13 protein-coding genes are annotated in these 17,573 nt (G+C 45.0%); 11 read left to right on the forward strand and 2 right to left on the reverse strand.

Annotation, left to right across the window (positions count from 1 at the left end; translation table 11 throughout):
- Positions 1 to 38 precede the first annotated feature (38 nt).
- The 10 genes from CLV59_RS01615 to trhA all read left to right on the forward strand — a co-directional run bounded on the left by CLV59_RS01615 (position 39) and on the right by trhA (position 15,444).
- Positions 39 to 1,208: a transglutaminase domain-containing protein gene (locus CLV59_RS01615; RefSeq protein WP_111590251.1), complete on the forward strand. Its 1,170-nt coding sequence runs from the start codon at positions 39 to 41 to the stop codon at positions 1,206 to 1,208.
- Positions 1,209 to 1,305: 97 nt separating this feature from the next.
- A complete protein-coding gene (locus CLV59_RS01620) occupies positions 1,306 to 2,496 on the forward strand; it encodes a transglutaminase domain-containing protein (protein ID WP_111590252.1) in 1,191 nt (396 codons plus the stop codon).
- A 60-nt stretch (positions 2,497 to 2,556) separates the two neighbouring features.
- Positions 2,557 to 3,732 carry a transglutaminase domain-containing protein gene (locus CLV59_RS01625; RefSeq protein WP_111590253.1) on the forward strand — a complete coding sequence of 392 codons (1,176 nt, stop codon included), beginning with the start codon at positions 2,557 to 2,559 and terminating at the stop codon, positions 3,730 to 3,732.
- 250 nt (positions 3,733 to 3,982) lie between these two features.
- The gene (gene rplK / locus CLV59_RS01630) at positions 3,983 to 4,426 is read left to right on the forward strand and encodes a 50S ribosomal protein L11 (RefSeq protein ID WP_111590254.1); all 444 of its coding nucleotides are present in this window, start codon (positions 3,983 to 3,985) and stop codon (positions 4,424 to 4,426) included.
- Positions 4,427 to 4,470: 44 nt separating this feature from the next.
- Positions 4,471 to 5,160, forward strand: coding sequence for a 50S ribosomal protein L1 (rplA, locus tag CLV59_RS01635; protein WP_111590255.1), 690 nt, complete (start codon positions 4,471 to 4,473; stop codon positions 5,158 to 5,160).
- Between the two features lie 63 nt (positions 5,161 to 5,223).
- The gene (gene rplJ / locus CLV59_RS01640) at positions 5,224 to 5,760 is read left to right on the forward strand and encodes a 50S ribosomal protein L10 (RefSeq protein ID WP_111590256.1); all 537 of its coding nucleotides are present in this window, start codon (positions 5,224 to 5,226) and stop codon (positions 5,758 to 5,760) included.
- 93 nt (positions 5,761 to 5,853) lie between these two features.
- Positions 5,854 to 6,222, forward strand: a complete 369-nt coding sequence (gene rplL / locus CLV59_RS01645; RefSeq protein WP_111590257.1) for a 50S ribosomal protein L7/L12 — start codon at positions 5,854 to 5,856, stop codon at positions 6,220 to 6,222.
- 221 nt (positions 6,223 to 6,443) lie between these two features.
- A complete protein-coding gene (gene rpoB / locus CLV59_RS01650) occupies positions 6,444 to 10,253 on the forward strand; it encodes a DNA-directed RNA polymerase subunit beta (protein WP_111590258.1) in 3,810 nt (1,269 codons plus the stop codon).
- A gap of 125 nt (positions 10,254 to 10,378) precedes the next feature.
- Positions 10,379 to 14,674, forward strand: a complete 4,296-nt coding sequence (rpoC, locus tag CLV59_RS01655) for a DNA-directed RNA polymerase subunit beta' (RefSeq protein ID WP_111590259.1) — start codon at positions 10,379 to 10,381, stop codon at positions 14,672 to 14,674.
- Positions 14,675 to 14,802: 128 nt separating this feature from the next.
- Entirely contained in the window at positions 14,803 to 15,444 is a 642-nt protein-coding gene (gene trhA, locus CLV59_RS01660) for a PAQR family membrane homeostasis protein TrhA (protein ID WP_111590260.1), read from the forward strand.
- 36 nt (positions 15,445 to 15,480) lie between these two features.
- Here the strand turns inward: trhA and CLV59_RS01665 are convergent, their stop codons facing one another.
- Both CLV59_RS01665 and CLV59_RS28840 read right to left on the reverse strand, forming a co-directional pair.
- Complete coding sequence (locus tag CLV59_RS01665; protein ID WP_111590261.1) at positions 15,481 to 16,092, reverse strand: hypothetical protein; 612 nt, start codon at positions 16,090 to 16,092, stop codon at positions 15,481 to 15,483.
- A gap of 145 nt (positions 16,093 to 16,237) precedes the next feature.
- Positions 16,238 to 16,666 carry a hypothetical protein gene (locus CLV59_RS28840; protein ID WP_111590262.1) on the reverse strand — a complete coding sequence of 143 codons (429 nt, stop codon included), beginning with the start codon at positions 16,664 to 16,666 and terminating at the stop codon, positions 16,238 to 16,240.
- A gap of 113 nt (positions 16,667 to 16,779) precedes the next feature.
- On the opposite strand from CLV59_RS28840, the gene CLV59_RS01675 reads away from it, so the two are divergent.
- Positions 16,780 to 17,484 (forward strand): DUF4397 domain-containing protein, encoded by a 705-nt coding sequence (locus tag CLV59_RS01675; RefSeq protein WP_111590263.1) that lies wholly within the window; start codon positions 16,780 to 16,782, stop codon positions 17,482 to 17,484.
- Positions 17,485 to 17,573 lie beyond the last annotated feature (89 nt).

Genomic DNA, 17,573 nt, shown 5'->3' on the forward strand with positions numbered 1-17,573 from the left:
GGAACGTTTTTCGTTTATATACCAGATGTTTTCTTACCATGAAGTGCCTGATTTCTTCTCTTCTCCTCCTGATACTACTGCAGTACAGCGGAACCGCGTCTGCCCAAACCCCTACGCCTGTTCCTACATCCCAGGACACCGCAGTGATCACCATTCCGAATAACGCCGCCGTTTCCCCGCAGGCAATGGGCCAATGGTTGAAAAAGAATACCCCGAATGATTATGAGGCGGTAAAAGCGCTCTATCATTGGATAGGGCACCATATCACCTATGATGTAGTCATGATGACTTCCCGAACAGATGTCTATAAAGACACCTTAGAGGCGGCTGTCCGAACCCTTACCTCCCGTAAAGCCATTTGCCAGGGATATTGCTCCCTCTTCTATGAAGTATGCAAACAAGCCAGCATCCCTTTACACCTGGTTTCCGGATATGTTTACATAAACGGACAGCTAGCCCTGGATGGTGGCCACAGTTGGCTAGGCATCAAATTAAACAACAAATGGCATATCATTGATCCCACCTGGGGAACAGGCTCCGTGGATGACAACAACAAATTTGCATTCGGATTTAACTGGGATAACTTCCTCATTTCACCGGACAAAGCCATCTTCACACACGTTCCTTTTGATCCTGTTTATCAATATCTTACACATCCCGTAAAGCCAGCTGAATTAAGAGACCAAACCTGGTCCGAAGCATCGAAACGATCAGCCATCAACTTTGAAGATAGTCTCCTCGTTTTTTCGAAACAAAACATGCTGCAATCTTATACCGGCCGATTACAGCGACTGGAAAAATATGGTATCATCAATCAATTGCAACGGGAACAAGCGCAGTATCTCCGACAATCCATGCCTTATGCAGCTTATGCCTCGGATTCAATCAGTGGCATCACCGGAAAATATCGTGCATTAGTGGATCGCTCCAATAAATTAGTCAGCAATCTAAACGCTTACAGTGCCTATGTAAATGGAGGAATGAAACCGGCCAAATCTGACAAGGAAATACTGGACTGGCTGACTAACCTAAACAAAGAGGCGAAAGATATTCATGCCGCTGTAAGCCCTATGAACTTTATGTCTGCCGAGATGCAGACGAATAAAAATGATTTTGTAAACAGAATGAAGTCCATGATTAGCAGCCTGGAAAACAGCCAGAAATCTATGTCAGACTTCTTAACCAAAAGAAAGCTGGTCCAACGTTAACCGTACATCCAGTTTTAATGGTAGCATTATTATGTATTACTGATATTTGTAGTTCCTATTCCATCATAACAAGCTAGTAGCCAATTTTTAAGAGTATATGAGAGTAATCGCCATGATTACCGGCGTTTTGCTGACTGTAGCAGTAGCACAAGGACAAACTACTAAACCTAAAGCGGTAGCTAACCCGGTAACAACCTATAATACCATCCCTGATACGGAAGTGCTATCCACTACGGCAATAGCTGACTGGTTAAAGAACAACAGTAAAAATCAGACAGAATCCTTAAAATCTATTTATGCCTGGATTGGTAAAAATATTGCCTACGATACCCGCAATACTTACGATCCGCAGTATTACAAAGACACCACAGATGCAGCCTCGAAAACCCTGCGTACCAGGCAAGGCATCTGTTATGGGTATGCGTCACTTTTTATAGAAATTGCCCGAAAAGCGGGAATTTCTGCCATTTTCGTAACCGGTTATACCGTAAACGGGGGGCAATTAAGTGCCGATGGCAGTCACGCCTGGGTAGCCGTGAAAACGGATAATAAATGGTCGTTGATAGACCCGACCTGGGCGGCAGGGGGTGTAAGCGGTAATAAATTCTATCCTTCTTTCACCTGGAAATACTTCATGGTGGCGCCGGCGGTATTTGTAAAAACGCATGTACCCTATGATCCGATGTACCAATTCCTGGATCATCCCTTCCGCCATGATGAAATTAAGGAGAACAAGTTAACGGTGGCGGCTACACGTCCTGTTTTTGCATATGAGGATTCAATTGCCATGTGGCAAAAGCTGGATAGTAATGCGCAGGTGGTGAGTGCTGTTGAACGTATCCGCAGATTTGGCGTGAGTAATGTTTATTTGTCTACCGAATTGAGTTACCTGTTGCAGAAGCTGGAAGTAACTCGTCATAATGAGAAAGTGGAATCACAGAACGCATTGATTGACAGGTATAATGCGGCCAACAGTAAATATAATTTGCTTGTAAGCAACTTCAATGATTACGTCAATTTCAGGAATAAACAGTTTACTCCTGCCAAATCGGATCAGGAGATTCGTGACTGGGTGGATGGTATGGCAGGCGATCTGGAGAAGATTTATGCCATGATAAAGGATATTCAGCTGGAGGAGCGCAGGCAGCAGGAGCAGGTCAATGATACTAAACAGCTGCTGGACAAGATCAAACCTCGTATTGAGGAGGAGCAGGCATTTGTAACGAAGTACCTGAAAACGGGGAAAATGTTCAGAAAGTCCTTGTTTTATAAATTTCGATGGATGTGATTGCTATATGAATAGCGACTTTGGTTTTTTATATTTATAGAGATAATTATCCCAGTTACCATGAGAGTCATTTCAACAGTAATCGGGTTGCTGGCCGTGACGGTGGCCAGTGCCCAGCAACCTAAGCCAGTGGCCAAGGTGGCGCCGGAAGTCGGCGTGGTGTCTATTCCGGATGATGTTACCAATAGCGCCAGTGCGATGGCCAGGTGGTTGAAAGCCCACACCGCCAACGCGCATGTATTACAGCAATCATTATATAAGTGGATTGCCACGCACATTACGTATGATGTGCCTAATATGTACCAGCAGCGGGATTATAGAGACACGGTTGCAGCAATACAGCGAACATTACGCAGTAGAGTGGGGGTGAGTGCAGATTATGCCAGTTTGTATGCGAAGGTTTGCCAGGAGGCTGGTATTGCCGCCTATACGGTGAACGGATATTGTTTACAGCATGGAGGGTTGGCGCCTACTGGGTCGCATGATTGGGTGGTTGTAAAGAATGGTGGCTCCTGGACGGTAACGGACCCTACCTGGGGTGCAGGAACGGTGGATGGCGCGCGCTATACGCCGCAGCTGAATTGGGAATGGTTCCAGATGAGTCCGCAGGTAGCTGTAAAGAGACACGTCCCTTTTGACCCAATGTGGCAGTTGCTGAGCAATCCGGTGAGGCATGATGAGGCTGGGGTTAGTCGCCTGGCGGGAAATAATTTCAACTACAATGATACGATTGCTTTATACCTGCGGTCTGCCCGTTATGAGCGTTTGGCGGGTACATTGGCGAGGATGGAGCGTTATGGCGGAGGGGCTAATCCTTTTGTGATGGCGGAGATAGATTGGTTGAGTAAGACGGTAAAGGTATTGGCGGCTAATCGTCAGATAGAGGAGCGGAATCGTTTGGTGGACAAGTATGAGTCTGCGGAGGGGAAGTATCAGGAGATGGTTAGGATGTATAATGATTATGTGACTTACAAGAACAAGCAGTTTCAGCCGGAGCAACCGGATGCGGCTATTCGGAAGATGATGGATAATATGACGGGGCGGCTGGGAGAAGTAGAGAAGTTGATGGGGGAGATGCGTGGTCGTGATGTGGAGTTGGCTGGTCATTTGGGTGAGTTGGAGGCAGCGGTGCGTGGTATTCGGGAGAAGATTGTGGAGGAGCAGGGTTTTGTGAATAAGTATATAAAGACGGAGAGGGGTAAGCGTCGGGAGTTATTTTATGTGGGGGGTGTATAATATATAGGAATTGGGGAAAATGGTGTACATTTGCACGCCTTGAATTATAAGGAAAAAAGTCGGGTAATGCAATAGATTTGTAAAAAAAAGTTGGTTCTAAGCAAAAAGGATGCCCAAAATCAAAAACTTTTTGACAAGTTCGTATTATTATATACCTTTGCATCCCGTTTAAAAGGTTATTTGAGTTCCTTTTAGTTTTGGGAGTCTTCTGTCCTGCAGAGGGCGTTTTAACCAAATTAAATCAAAAAGTATGGCAAAAGAGATCGCAACGTACGTGAAATTGCAGGTTAAAGGCGGCCAGGCCAATCCTGCACCTCCAATTGGACCTGCACTGGGTTCCAAGGGTGTGAACATCATGGAGTTCTGCAAACAGTTCAATGCTCGTACCCAGGATAAAATGGGTAAGGTATTGCCTGTGTTGCTGACTGTTTACACAGACAAGTCATTTGACTTCGTAATTAAGACTCCTCCGGCTCCAGTTCAGCTGTTGGAAGCTGCCAAAATTCAAAGTGGTTCTAAAGAGCCTAACCGTAACAAGGTTGGTAAAGTAACCTGGGCGCAGGTTGAAGCAATTGCACAGGATAAAATGCCTGATCTGAACTGCTTCACACTGCACAGTGCTATGAGCATGGTTGCGGGTACTGCACGCAGCATGGGTATTACTGTTGAAGGTAAAGCTCCTTGGGAAAACTAATTGTTTCACCCTGTTAAGGCAGGACTTAAAAACATTTTGAAAAAATGGCAACTAAAAAGAGAAAAGTAGCTGAAGCAAAGGTGGAGAAAAACAAAGTTTACTCTCTGAAAGAGGCTTCTACTTTGGTAAAAGAAATCAACTGCACTAAATTCGACTCTTCTGTCGATTTACATATCCGCTTAGGCGTTGATCCTAAGAAAGCAGACCAGGCTATCCGTGGTTCCGTAACGCTTCCTCACGGTACTGGTAAAACAAAAAAAGTGTTAGTACTTTGCACCCCTGATAAAGAAGCGGCTGCAAAAGAAGCTGGCGCAGATTTCGTGGGTCTGGACGAATTCATCACTAAGATTGAAGGTGGCTGGACTGACGTAGATGTGATCGTCGCTACACCTGCTGTAATGCCTAAAATCGGTAAACTGGGTAAAATCTTAGGTCCTCGTAACCTGATGCCTAACCCTAAAACCGGTACTGTTACTAACGATGTTGCAGCTGCTGTAAATGATGTTAAAGGCGGTAAAATCACTTTCAAGGTTGATAAAGCTGGTATCATCCACGCTTCTATCGGTCGTGTATCTTTTGGTGTTGAGAAAATTGAGCAGAACTCTATGGAGCTGATCAATGCTATCATCAAGCTGAAACCAGCTACTGCGAAAGGTACTTACCTGAAAGGCCTGTCTATGGCTTCTACAATGAGCCCAGGTATCGCTATCGACACTAAATCTGTTCAAAACTAATTGATCACGAGTGTGTAGTCTGTTATACCGCAAGGGGAATGGGCTAGCTGCAAACGTAATAATATGAATAAAGATCAAAAAAATGAAGTGATCGAACTGCTGAAAGGCAAGTTCTCTCAATACAACAACTTCTACATCACTAACACTGAATCACTGACTGTAGCGCAGGTTTCTAACCTGAGGAAAGCGTGCTTCGATAAGAATGTAGAAATGAAGGTTGCAAAAAACACCCTGATTAAGAAAGCGCTGGAATCTCTGGATGCTGAGAAATATGCAGGTGTTTTTGATGCGCTGAACGGTGTAACTGCACTGATGTTCTCTGATTCTCCAAAAGAGCCAGCTCTGATCATCTCTTCTTTCCGTAAAGCGAACAACAAACTGGAAAAACCAGTTCTGAAAGCTGCTTTCGTTGCTGACGAAATCTACGTTGGTGACAACCAGCTGAAAGCGCTGACTGAAATCAAGACTAAGAACGAGCTCATCGGCGAAGTTATCGGTCTCCTCCAGTCTCCTGCAAAACGCGTTATCGCTGCGTTGCTGGAAAAAGGCAAAAACGAAGGTGGCGAAGTTGTTGCAGCAGAAGCTCCAGCAGCAGAGTAATCTTTGGGAGAGCATTCTCCCTACAAACATTTGGCTTCCAAGTCATAATATATAACAAACAACAATTACAAAAATTAATTAAATATTTATAAAATGGCAGACGTAAAAGCATTAGCCGAACAATTAGTTGGTTTAACTGTTAAGGAAGTTCAAGAACTCGCAGATGTTCTGAAAAATGAGTATGGTATCGAACCAGCTGCTGCTGCAGTAGTAGTTTCTTCTGGTGATGCTGCTCCAGCTGCTGAAGAAAAAACTGCATTCAATGTAGTTCTGAAATCTGCAGGTGCTAGCAAACTGAACGTAGTTAAGGTTGTAAAAGACCTGACTGGTCTCGGTCTGAAAGAAGCGAAAGAACTGGTTGACGGCGCTCCTAAATCAGTAAAAGAAGGCGTTAGCAAAGCTGAAGCAGAAGATCTGAAAGCTAAGCTGACTGAAGCTGGTGCTGAAGTTGAAATTCAGTAATTCTTTGCTTAGTATATACATCTTTTAAAGGTCAAAAGTGCGAACAGCACTTTTGGCCTTATTCCCTTTGGGAAAGTGTCTTTTTCAGAGAGTCAAAATAGGGAATCACTTAAGTGAATTTGACAACGTGCAGAAAGGCAATATTTTATGAGGATGGGATATTGGCAAAGAAATCTTAATTTCCCTAATTCTTACAAGTCATATAACTGCTAACTTCGAATATGTCTCTAAAAAAAGCCCAAACAAACGAAAGAGTAAATTTTGGAAAGATCAAACAAGTTACTGAGACACCGGATCTGTTGGCTATCCAAATCCAATCTTTCAAGGATTTCTTCCAATTAGAAACCACACCAGACAAGCGAAATAACGAAGGTCTTTTTAAAGTATTTAAAGAGAACTTCCCGATTACGGATACGCGTAATATCTTCAATCTGGAGTTCTTGGACTACTTCGTTGATCCTCCACGTTATACCATCGAGGAATGTATTGAGCGTGGGCTTACCTACTCCGTTCCGTTGAAGGCGAAACTTCGTCTCAGCTGTAACGATGAGGAGCATGTGGATTTCCAGACTATTGTGCAGGATGTGTTCCTAGGTAACATCCCTTACATGACCCCTAGAGGTACTTTCGTTATTAATGGTGCTGAACGTGTAGTTGTTTCCCAACTTCATCGTTCTCCTGGTGTTTTCTTTGGTCAATCCATACATCCGAACGGAACCAAGATTTACTCTGCAAGGGTAATCCCGTTCAAGGGCGCGTGGATGGAGTTTGCAACGGACATCAACAATGTGATGTACGCTTACATTGACCGTAAGAAGAAATTCCCGGTTACCACCCTGTTACGTGCGATTGGTTATGAAACAGATAAGGACATTCTCCAGCTGTTTGGCATGGCGGATGAAGTGAAAGCAGACAAAAAATCCCTCGATAAATACGCTGGGAAAAAATTGGCTGCACGCGTCCTGAGAAGTTGGGTGGAAGACTTTGTGGATGAAGATACCGGTGAAGTAGTAAGTATCGAGCGTAATGAGATTATGCTCGAGCGCGACAGTATTCTGGATGAAGCGAACATTGAAACCATCGTGGACATGGGTCTGAAGAGTGTGTTCGTTCAGAAAGAAGAGGTGAGCGGCGACTTCTCCATCATCTACAATACATTAAATAAGGATACTTCTAACTCCGAGCTGGAAGCCGTTCAGCATATCTACCGCCAACTGCGCGGTGCAGATGCGCCGGATGATGAAACAGCAAGGGGTATCATTGATAAATTATTCTTCTCCGACAAACGTTATGACCTCGGAGATGTTGGTCGTTACAAAATCAACAGAAAACTGGGTCTTCCTACGCCGCTGGACATGAAAGTCCTCACGAAGGAAGATATCATTGCCATCATCAAATACCTGGTACAACTGACCAACAGTAAAGCAGAGATCGACGATATCGATCACCTGTCTAACCGTCGTGTTCGTACTGTAGGCGAGCAGTTATATGCTCAGTTTGGCGTTGGTCTGGCACGTATGGCTCGTACCATCCGTGAAAGAATGAACGTTCGTGACAACGAGGTGTTCACGCCAGTGGATCTGATTAACGCAAGAACACTGTCTTCCGTAATCAACTCCTTCTTCGGTACTTCCCAGCTGTCACAGTTCCTGGATCAAACCAACCCGCTTTCTGAGATCACGCACAAACGTCGTATCTCCGCTCTCGGACCCGGTGGTCTGAGCCGTGAAAGAGCAGGCTTTGAGGTTCGTGACGTTCACTATAGCCACTATGGCCGTCTGTGTACTATCGAAACTCCGGAAGGTCCAAACATCGGTCTGATTTCTACCCTCTGCGTTCACGCGAAAGTGAATGAAATGGGCTTCATCGAAACTCCTTACCGTAAAGTAAACAACGGTAAAGTGGACATGACGAATGTAGAATTCCTCAGCGCTGAAGAAGAAGATACCGTGAAAATCGCGCAGGCAAACGCTCCGCTCGATGATAAAGGTAACTTCATAAATGATAAAGTTAAATCCCGCGAAACCGGTGACTTCCCTATCCTCGACAGAGGCGAAGTGGAATTCATGGACGTTGCGCCGAACCAAATCGTAGGTCTGTCTGCATCACTGATTCCGTTCCTGGAGCATGATGATGCCAACCGTGCGTTGATGGGATCAAACATGCAACGTCAGGCGGTACCTCTGATCAATCCTGAAGTACCTATCGTAGGTACAGGTCTGGAAGCGAAAGCTGCACGCGACTCCCGTCTGCAGGTAACCGCTGAAGGTAAAGGTGTGATCGAGTTCGTGGATGCAAAAGAAATTCATGTTCGTTACGAGCGTGATGAGATGCAGAAACTGGTGAGCTTCGAAGATGATCTGGTGATCTATAACCTGACCAAATTCGTTAAAACGAACCAAAGTACCTGTATCAACCTGAAACCTTGTGTGAAGAAAGGTCAGCGCGTGGAATTTGGCGACTTCTTAACAGAAGGTTACGCTACCCGTGGCGGTGAGCTGGCACTGGGACGCAACATGAAAGTGGCGTTCATGCCTTGGAAAGGTTACAACTTTGAGGATGCGATCGTAATCTCTGAGCGTGTTGCACGTGAAGATCTCTTTACATCTATCCACATTGACGAGTATGAACTCGAAGTACGTGATACTAAACTGGGTGAAGAGGAACTGACTCCGGATATTCCTAACGTAAGTGAAGAGGCTACAAAAGACCTCGACCAGAACGGTATCATCCGTGTTGGTGCGCACATTAAAGAAGGCGATATCCTGATCGGTAAAATCACTCCTCGTGGTGAATCTGATCCTTCTCCTGAAGAGAAACTGCTCCGCGCAATCTTCGGTGATAAGGCTTCTGATGCGAAAGACGCTTCTCTGAAAGCGCCTCCATCAACTGAGGGTGTGGTAATCGACAAGAAACTGTTTAGCCGCGCTAAGAAAGATAAGAACTCCAAAACCCGTGAAAAAGCGGCGCTGGAGAAACTGGAAAAAGTTCACCAGAAGAACGAAGAGGATCTGCTGGAAGTGCTGATGAGTAAGCTGCAGGTATTACTGAAAGATAAAGTATCTCAAGGTATTACTAACACTTACGGCGAGGTGCTGATCTCCAAAGGATCTAAATTCTCTCCTAAGAACCTGGTAAACATTGATTTCCAGAACGTGAATCCGCTCGGCTGGACTACCGACGAGGTAACCAACGATCAGATCAACACCCTGCTGCACAACTACAACATTAAGTACAACGAAGAACTGGGTCGTTACAAACGTGAGAAATTCAACATTTCTATCGGTGACGAACTGCCAGCCGGCGTACTGAAACTGGCGAAGGTTTACCTGGCTAGCAAACGTAAGTTGAAAGTGGGTGATAAGATGGCGGGACGTCACGGTAACAAGGGTATCGTTGCTAAGATCGTGCGTGATGAAGACATGCCGTTCCTGGCCGATGGTACTCCACTGGATATCGTACTGAACCCACTCGGGGTACCTTCCCGTATGAACCTTGGACAGATCTATGAAACCGTATTGGGTTGGGCAGGTCTGAAACTGGGTGTACGCTTTGCTACTCCAATCTTTGATGGTGCTACCACTGAAGAAATTGCCAGCTATATCAATGAAGCCGGATTACCTAGCTTCGGTCACACTTACCTGTATGATGGTGAAACCGGAGACCGCTTCCACCAGAAAGCGACCGTGGGTGTTATCTACATGCTCAAACTGAGCCACATGGTGGATGACAAGATGCACGCCCGTTCTATCGGACCATACTCTCTCATTACTCAGCAACCGCTGGGTGGTAAGGCACAGTTTGGTGGTCAGCGTTTTGGTGAGATGGAGGTATGGGCACTGGAAGCATACGGTGCGTCCAATATCCTGCAAGAACTGCTTACTATCAAATCCGATGATATCGTAGGTCGTGCGAAGGCTTATGAATCAATTGTGAAGGGTGATAACATACCTAAAGCAGGTGTGCCTGAGTCCTTCAACGTATTGATCCATGAATTGCGTGGTCTGGGTCTGGATCTGAAATTTGACTAAGAGCTTTTAGCTACCAGCCGTCTGCAGCAAGTGCAGATGGCTGATAGCTTTGATATTTCGCAGGAATAAAATTTTTGTCGTTGTTTCTTCGGAAACGGCGGCTAACAGCTAAAAGCTAATTACAGATGGCTATCAAGAAAGAAAATCGTCCTAAATCAAATTTTAACAGCATTACCATTAGTCTGGCTTCTCCTGATGTAATTCTGGAGCGTTCATACGGTGAAGTGCTGAAACCTGAAACCATCAACTACCGTACTTACAAGCCGGAACGTGATGGTTTGTTCTGTGAAAGGATTTTTGGTCCTGTAAAGGATTACGAATGCTATTGCGGAAAATATAAACGTATCCGTTATAAGGGTATCGTTTGCGACCGTTGTGGTGTAGAAGTTACGGAGAAGAAAGTACGTCGCGAAAGAATGGGACATATTCGTCTGGTTGTTCCCGTTGTACACATCTGGTACTTCAAATCACTTCCAAATAAAATCGGTTACCTCCTGGGTATGTCTTCCAAAAAACTGGAGACTATCATCTACTACGAAAGATATGTAGTGATCCAGGCGGGTGCTAAACAGGAAAAAGGTATGAACTACGGTGATCTGCTCACTGAAGAAGAATACCTGGATATCCTGGATACGCTGCCAAAAGACAATCAACTGCTGCCGGATGAAGATCCGAACAAGTTTATTGCGAAAATGGGTGCGGAAGCGGTAGAAATGATGCTGGCTCGTATTGATCTGGATGGTCTTTCTTACCAACTGCGTAACCAGGCTGCAACTGAAACTTCTCAGCAACGTAAAGCAGAGGCTCTGAAACGCCTCAGCGTTGTAGAAGCTTTCCGTGAAGCAAATGGTCGTGTTGAAAACCGTCCTGAATGGATGGTAATGCAATATATCCCTGTTGTTCCACCAGAACTGCGTCCGTTAGTTCCGTTGGATGGTGGCCGTTTTGCGTCTTCTGACCTGAACGACCTGTATCGCAGGGTGATCATTCGTAACAATCGTCTGAAACGTCTGATCGAAATTAAGGCGCCTGAGGTGATCCTGCGTAACGAAAAACGTATGCTGCAGGAAGCGGTGGATTCTCTCTTCGATAACAGCCGTAAATCTAACGCTGTTAAAGCGGAAGGTGGTCGTGCGCTGAAATCACTGTCAGATGTACTGAAAGGTAAACAAGGTCGTTTCCGTCAGAACTTGCTCGGTAAACGTGTGGACTACTCCGGTCGTTCCGTTATCGTGGTAGGTCCTGAACTGAAACTGCATGAGTGCGGTCTGCCAAAAGATATGGCGGCAGAGCTGTTCAAACCGTTTATCATTCGCAAACTGATTGAAAGAGGTATTGTGAAAACCGTGAAATCAGCTAAGAAGCTGGTGGATCGTAAAGAAGCAGTAGTTTGGGATATCCTGGAAAATGTACTGAAAGGTCACCCAGTTATGCTGAACCGTGCTCCGACACTTCACCGTCTGTCTATCCAGGCATTCCAGCCTAAACTGGTGGAAGGTAAAGCTATTCAGTTGCACCCGCTTGTGTGTTCTGCGTTCAACGCCGACTTTGACGGTGACCAGATGGCGGTACACGTACCGTTGAGCAACGCGGCTATCCTGGAAGCACAGCTCCTGATGCTGTCTTCTCACAACATTCTTAACCCGCAGAATGGTACGCCAATTACCCTGCCTTCACAGGACATGGTACTCGGTCTGTACTACATCACTAAGGGTAAGAAAACAATGGGTGATGAGATCGTAAAAGGAGAAGGTAAAGCTTTCTACTCTGCAGAAGAAGTTATTATCGCACATAACGAAGGTAAAGTTGACCTGCATGCGCACATCCGTGTTAAAGCTGATGTAAGAAATGCTAAAGGTGAACTGGAAAGAAAACTGATCGAAACTACCGTAGGTCGCGTGATGTTCAACCAGCACGTTCCTAAGGCAGCCGGTTATGTAAACGCCCTTCTGACTAAAAAGTCCCTGCGTGAAATCATCGGTGACATCATCAAATACACGAACATCCCTACTACAGCGAAGTTCCTGGATGATATCAAACAGTTAGGTTTCCGTACGGCATTCCGTGGTGGTCTGTCCTTCAACATCAATGACCTGATCATTCCTGACGTTAAGCAGGATATGATTGACAGCGCAGCTGGCGAGGTGGATGAAGTTTGGGATAACTACAACATGGGTCTGATCACGAACAACGAACGTTATAACCAGATCATTGACATCTGGTCCCGCGTCGATACCAAAGTAACTGAAACGCTGATCCGCGAGCTGGCTACAGATAAACAAGGTTTCAACTCTGTTTACATGATGCTGGATTCCGGTGCGCGTGGTTCCAAACAGCAGATTAAACAGCTGGCTGGTATCAGGGGGCTGATGGCTAAGCCTCGTAAGAGTGGATCTACTGGTTCTGAGATTATCGAGAACCCGGTATTGTCCAACTTTAAGGATGGTCTGAACGTATTGGAATACTTCATTTCTACGCACGGTGCTCGTAAAGGTCTTGCGGATACGGCGTTGAAAACAGCGGATGCGGGTTATCTGACTCGTCGTCTGGTGGACGTTGCACAGGATGTGGTAATTAACGACGAGGATTGCGGAACCCTGCGTGGTATCGCTACCTCTGCCCTGAAAGATAACGAAGAGGTGGTAGAACCACTGTACGATCGTATCCTGGGCCGTACTTCCCTCCATGATGTGTACGATCCGCATTCAGATGAGCTGATTGTAGGCGCTGGTGAAGAAATCACAGAAGATGTTGCACATCGTATTGAAGAAAGTGCTATTGAAACTGTAGAAATCCGTTCCGTTCTGACTTGCGAAAGCCGTCGTGGTGTGTGCGTAAGATGTTATGGTAAAAACCTGGCAACTGGTTACACTGCTCAGAAAGGTGATGCTGTAGGTATCATCGCTGCACAGTCCATCGGTGAGCCTGGTACACAGTTGACACTGCGTACCTTCCACGTGGGTGGTGTGGCTGGTTCTACATCTGTTGAATCCGGCCTGCTTGCCAAATTCGATGGTACTGTACAGTTTGACGGTCTGCGTACCACTACTTACGAAAACGCTGAAGGCGATAAAGTACAGGTGGTTATCGGTCGTACCGGTGAGCTGCGTATCATGGATGTGAAAAATGATCGTCTGTTGATCACTAACAACATCCCTTACGGTTCTACCCTGTTAGTAAAAGATGGTCAGAAAATCGCTAAAGGCGATCAGATTTGTACCTGGGATCCGTTCAACGCCGTTATCGTGTCTGAAATCCCTGGTAGCATTCGTTTCGACAGCATCATTGAAGGTATCACCTTCCGTGAAGAAGCGGACGAACAGACTGGTCACCGTGAGAAAGTGGTTATCGAAACCAAAGACAAAAACAAGATCCCTTCCATCGTTGTAGAAGGCAACAAGGAAGTGAAATCATACAACTTGCCAGTTGGATCTCACATCGTAATTGATGAGGGAGACAGCGTGAAATCAGGTCAGGTTATCGTGAAGATCCCACGTGTTATCGGTAAACTCCGAGACATCACGGGTGGTCTGCCTCGTGTAACTGAACTGTTCGAGGCACGTAACCCAAGCAACCCTGCTATCGTTTCTGAAATTGATGGTGTGGTAGCATTTGGTAACATCAAACGTGGTAACCGTGAGATCATCATCGAGAGCCGCGAAGGTCAGATTAAGAAATACCTGGTGCCATTGACTCGTCACATCCTGGTTCAGGACGGCGACTTCGTGAAAGCTGGTACTTCTCTGTCCGACGGTTCTACTACTCCTGCTGACATCCTGGCTATTAAAGGTCCGTTTGCCGTTCAGGAATACCTGGTGAATGAAATTCAAGAGGTTTACCGCTTACAGGGTGTGAAGATCAACGACAAGCACATTGAAGTGATCGTACGCCAGATGATGCGTAAAGTAAACATTGAAGATCCAGGCGATACCCGCTTCCTGGAAGGCGATACTGAAGACAGATTCGACTTCTTTGAAGAGAACGATAACATCTTCGATAAGAAGGTGGTAACAGAAGCAGGCGAATCCGCTGTACTGAAAGCTGGTCAGATCGTGACCCTGCGTCAGGTACGTGAAGAGAATTCTCTCCTGCGTCGTGCTGATAAGAAACTGGTTGAATTCCGCGATGCGCAGCCAGCAACTTCCAGCCCGCTGTTACAAGGTATTACCAAGGCTTCCCTGGGAACTCGCAGCTGGATTTCTGCAGCGTCCTTCCAGGAAACTACCAAGGTACTGTCTCAGGCAGCTATCAACGGTAAGATCGATGACATGATGGGCTTGAAAGAGAACGTTATCACCGGTCACCTGATCCCTGCTGGTACAGGTTTACGTGAATTCGAAAACATGATCGTAGGTTCTAAAGAAGAATACGATATCCTGGCATCTTCTAAAGAAGTATTCCAGTTTGATGAAGAAGAATAGTGCGTAAGCATTTTAATATTGAGAAAGCCTCTCCTGCAAAGGAGAGGCTTTTTTATTGTCGCAGACTCGTGTCTCCCTAAATCATCAGATCATAAATAACCCTTAGCTTTGAGTACAAATCATAGCTTATGGGAATTATAGTACAGCAGACTTACTCCAGGCAGCAGGAAGTAGTGAACGGGTTGATACATGCAGCAGGAGTGATTTTCGGTGTCAGCGCATTGCCGGTGCTGACCGCCATTGCCGCCACACATGGTAATACTCCGGGAATTGTGGGGGCGGGTATTTACAGTTTTTGTTTTATTCTTTTATTCACCAATTCCACGGTATACCATCTCAGTTTGGAGCAGTATGTCAAGAAGATTTTCCTGGTGTTGGACCATATCAGTATTTATTTCCTGATAGCAGGTACGTATACGCCGTTTTTGCTGATGTATATGCTTAATTCTTTCGGGATAATATTGTTGTGTATACTATGGGGACTAACGTTGGTAGGCGTATTTTTCAAGATCTGGTTTACGGGGAGATTTGAGATATTATCGACCGTTATTTATCTGGCGATGGGCTGGATTATGGTTATTGGAGGAAAGCGTTTCTTTGAAAATATGCCCATATCCGTTATTGTGATGTTGTTTGCGGGTGGGTTGTTATACTCTGCAGGTGTGTTTTTCTATGTTTGGGATAAGTATAAGTTTACGCATGCTGTCTGGCATTTTCTGGTGCTGGTAGCGGCGATATGTCATTATGTAGCGGTGTTACTGGCTGTATAAAAAAAGCGGATATCAATCGATATCCGCTTTTTTTTGCTATGCTTTCTTTGCTTTTTTGTTGATGAATTTGGCGAGTTTTTTACCACTTACGGCGTAGCATTCTGAGATACGACCGCCGGTGTCAAAATCATAACCGCCGAAAGTACGGCCAGGAGCGTCTTCCACAGTTATTCTTGCCAGTACTTTATCAGGATTTGCAGTTTCAACGAGCAGTACTTCTGCATCGATTCTGGCGTTTTTGCGCATTACGCCAACATTATAGCCTGGTTCAGTAGAGGTCGTGTGAAAGATCAGCGTGTATTTGCTGGAGTTGTCTTTGGTAATTTGGAAGTCGCTGTTTTCATTGAACAATTCTTCAAATTTGGGTTCGAATTTCTGTGCTCTGTCGCCAACCCAGGCTTTTGCCCATGCGTCGCCACGACCAGCTTCTTTTTTATTGTAGGTAGCGGTTCTGTCGGAAACATAATCTTGCTCTCTGTCGTACTTGCCTACACTCATATGATCGTAGGTATATTGGACGTTAATAGAGGTCTGACCTTTCAGAATAGACGCCAGGTTGCCTTTGGCGAGTTCGATTTTTTGTGCTTGTGAAGTTAGTCCAGCTAAGGTTAGGGAAGCGCCGAGTAATACGGCTGGGATTATTTTCATGATAGAAATTGAGTTTGGGTAAATTTAATGCATCTCCATTTATACATTAGTGGGTTTTTGTAACTATAATTTTCTAGTATAAAAATAATTGGCAGCTTAAAAGCGTGAAAAAAAGGCTGCATCCGTAGACACAGCCTTTTTAAGTTTATTGTTTGTTTTCGCGTTCTTCTTTTCTTTTCACCTGATCTTTTTTCTTTGGATCGTGGTGGAAATCTTTTTCATCTTTTCTTTTTTCGTCTTTTCGTTTATCCTCCGTTCTTTTCTCCTCTTTTCGTTTATCATTTTTATCATGATTGAATTCGGATTTCGGATGTTTGTTGGCAGAGCTGTCGCGACGGAATTCTTTTCCATCTTTTCTTACCTCGTTTTTGTCGTGGTTCCACTCAGCTTTGGAATGCTTTACGGCAGCGCTGTCGCGGCGGAATTCACCTTTACTTTGATGCTGTGCATGTACGCTATCGCGGCGCATTTCATGCGGATGGTTTTGTTTATCATTTTTGTTTTTTTCCTGTGCAACAGCAGAGAAAGACAGCCCCAGTACAAAAGCGGGCATAAGGATAGTGGTTAATTTCATAGTGTAAAAATTAAAAAAAAATATAAGTTGACGGAGGCTTAGACTGTCGGCAGGAATAATTGTTTAAAAGCAATTAAAAGTTATTTTTGAGTTCTCAATAACGTTCCGGACGGATGAAACAGATTTTAACAGTATTATTTCTGGGGGTACTTGCATTTGCCGCCTGTAAGAAGGATGTGGATAGTGCAATACCAGTAACGCAGTCGCATTTTATGTTTATCAATGGTGTTCCGGGATCGAGTTTCGGGGTAAGGGTAGATACGGTGAATGTGTCTAATGGCGTGCCTTATGGACAAGGGAGCGCATATGCATCATTCCGGGCACAGGCTTATAACCTGTATATATATCCGGTCAATAATCCTTCGAATGTAATCAATCTGGGACAGGTGAACTTGCGGAATGGCCGTTATTTTTCTGGCATACTGGGTGTGGATTCCACCAATACGGGGTTGGTATTTGCATTTACAGAAGATGATTTATCTGCGCTTCCAGGCAAGAGTGCTCGTTACCGGGTGGTTGATCTGAGCGATAGCTATAGAAGTACTCGTAATACCAAAGTGCCGCTGGGTCTTGATTTTGCGGTGGATACAAGTATTATACTGAATGGATTTGCAGGGATGGGATTCACTGCGCAATCCTCTTTCAAAACTATTTATGCAGACAGTAGTTACAAGCTGAATGTCTTTTGGGCAGACTCGTCTAAGCGACTGGGAGTATTTCCGATGAATCTGAACAACGGCAAGGTGTATACGTTTGTAGCAACAGGCAATGCGTTGGATACTGTGAATTTTAATGTATTTCCGGTGTTACACAACTAAAATTGCTATATTGGGGAGAAATAGGCTGAAATCTGCTGTAGCAAGGCATGACCGACCTTGTTAAGTTAAAACATAGCTAAATATTTTAA

Origin of the sequence: Chitinophaga dinghuensis, from assembly GCF_003259435.1 — a bacterium.
In the GTDB taxonomy this organism is placed as follows: domain Bacteria; phylum Bacteroidota; class Bacteroidia; order Chitinophagales; family Chitinophagaceae; genus Chitinophaga; species Chitinophaga dinghuensis.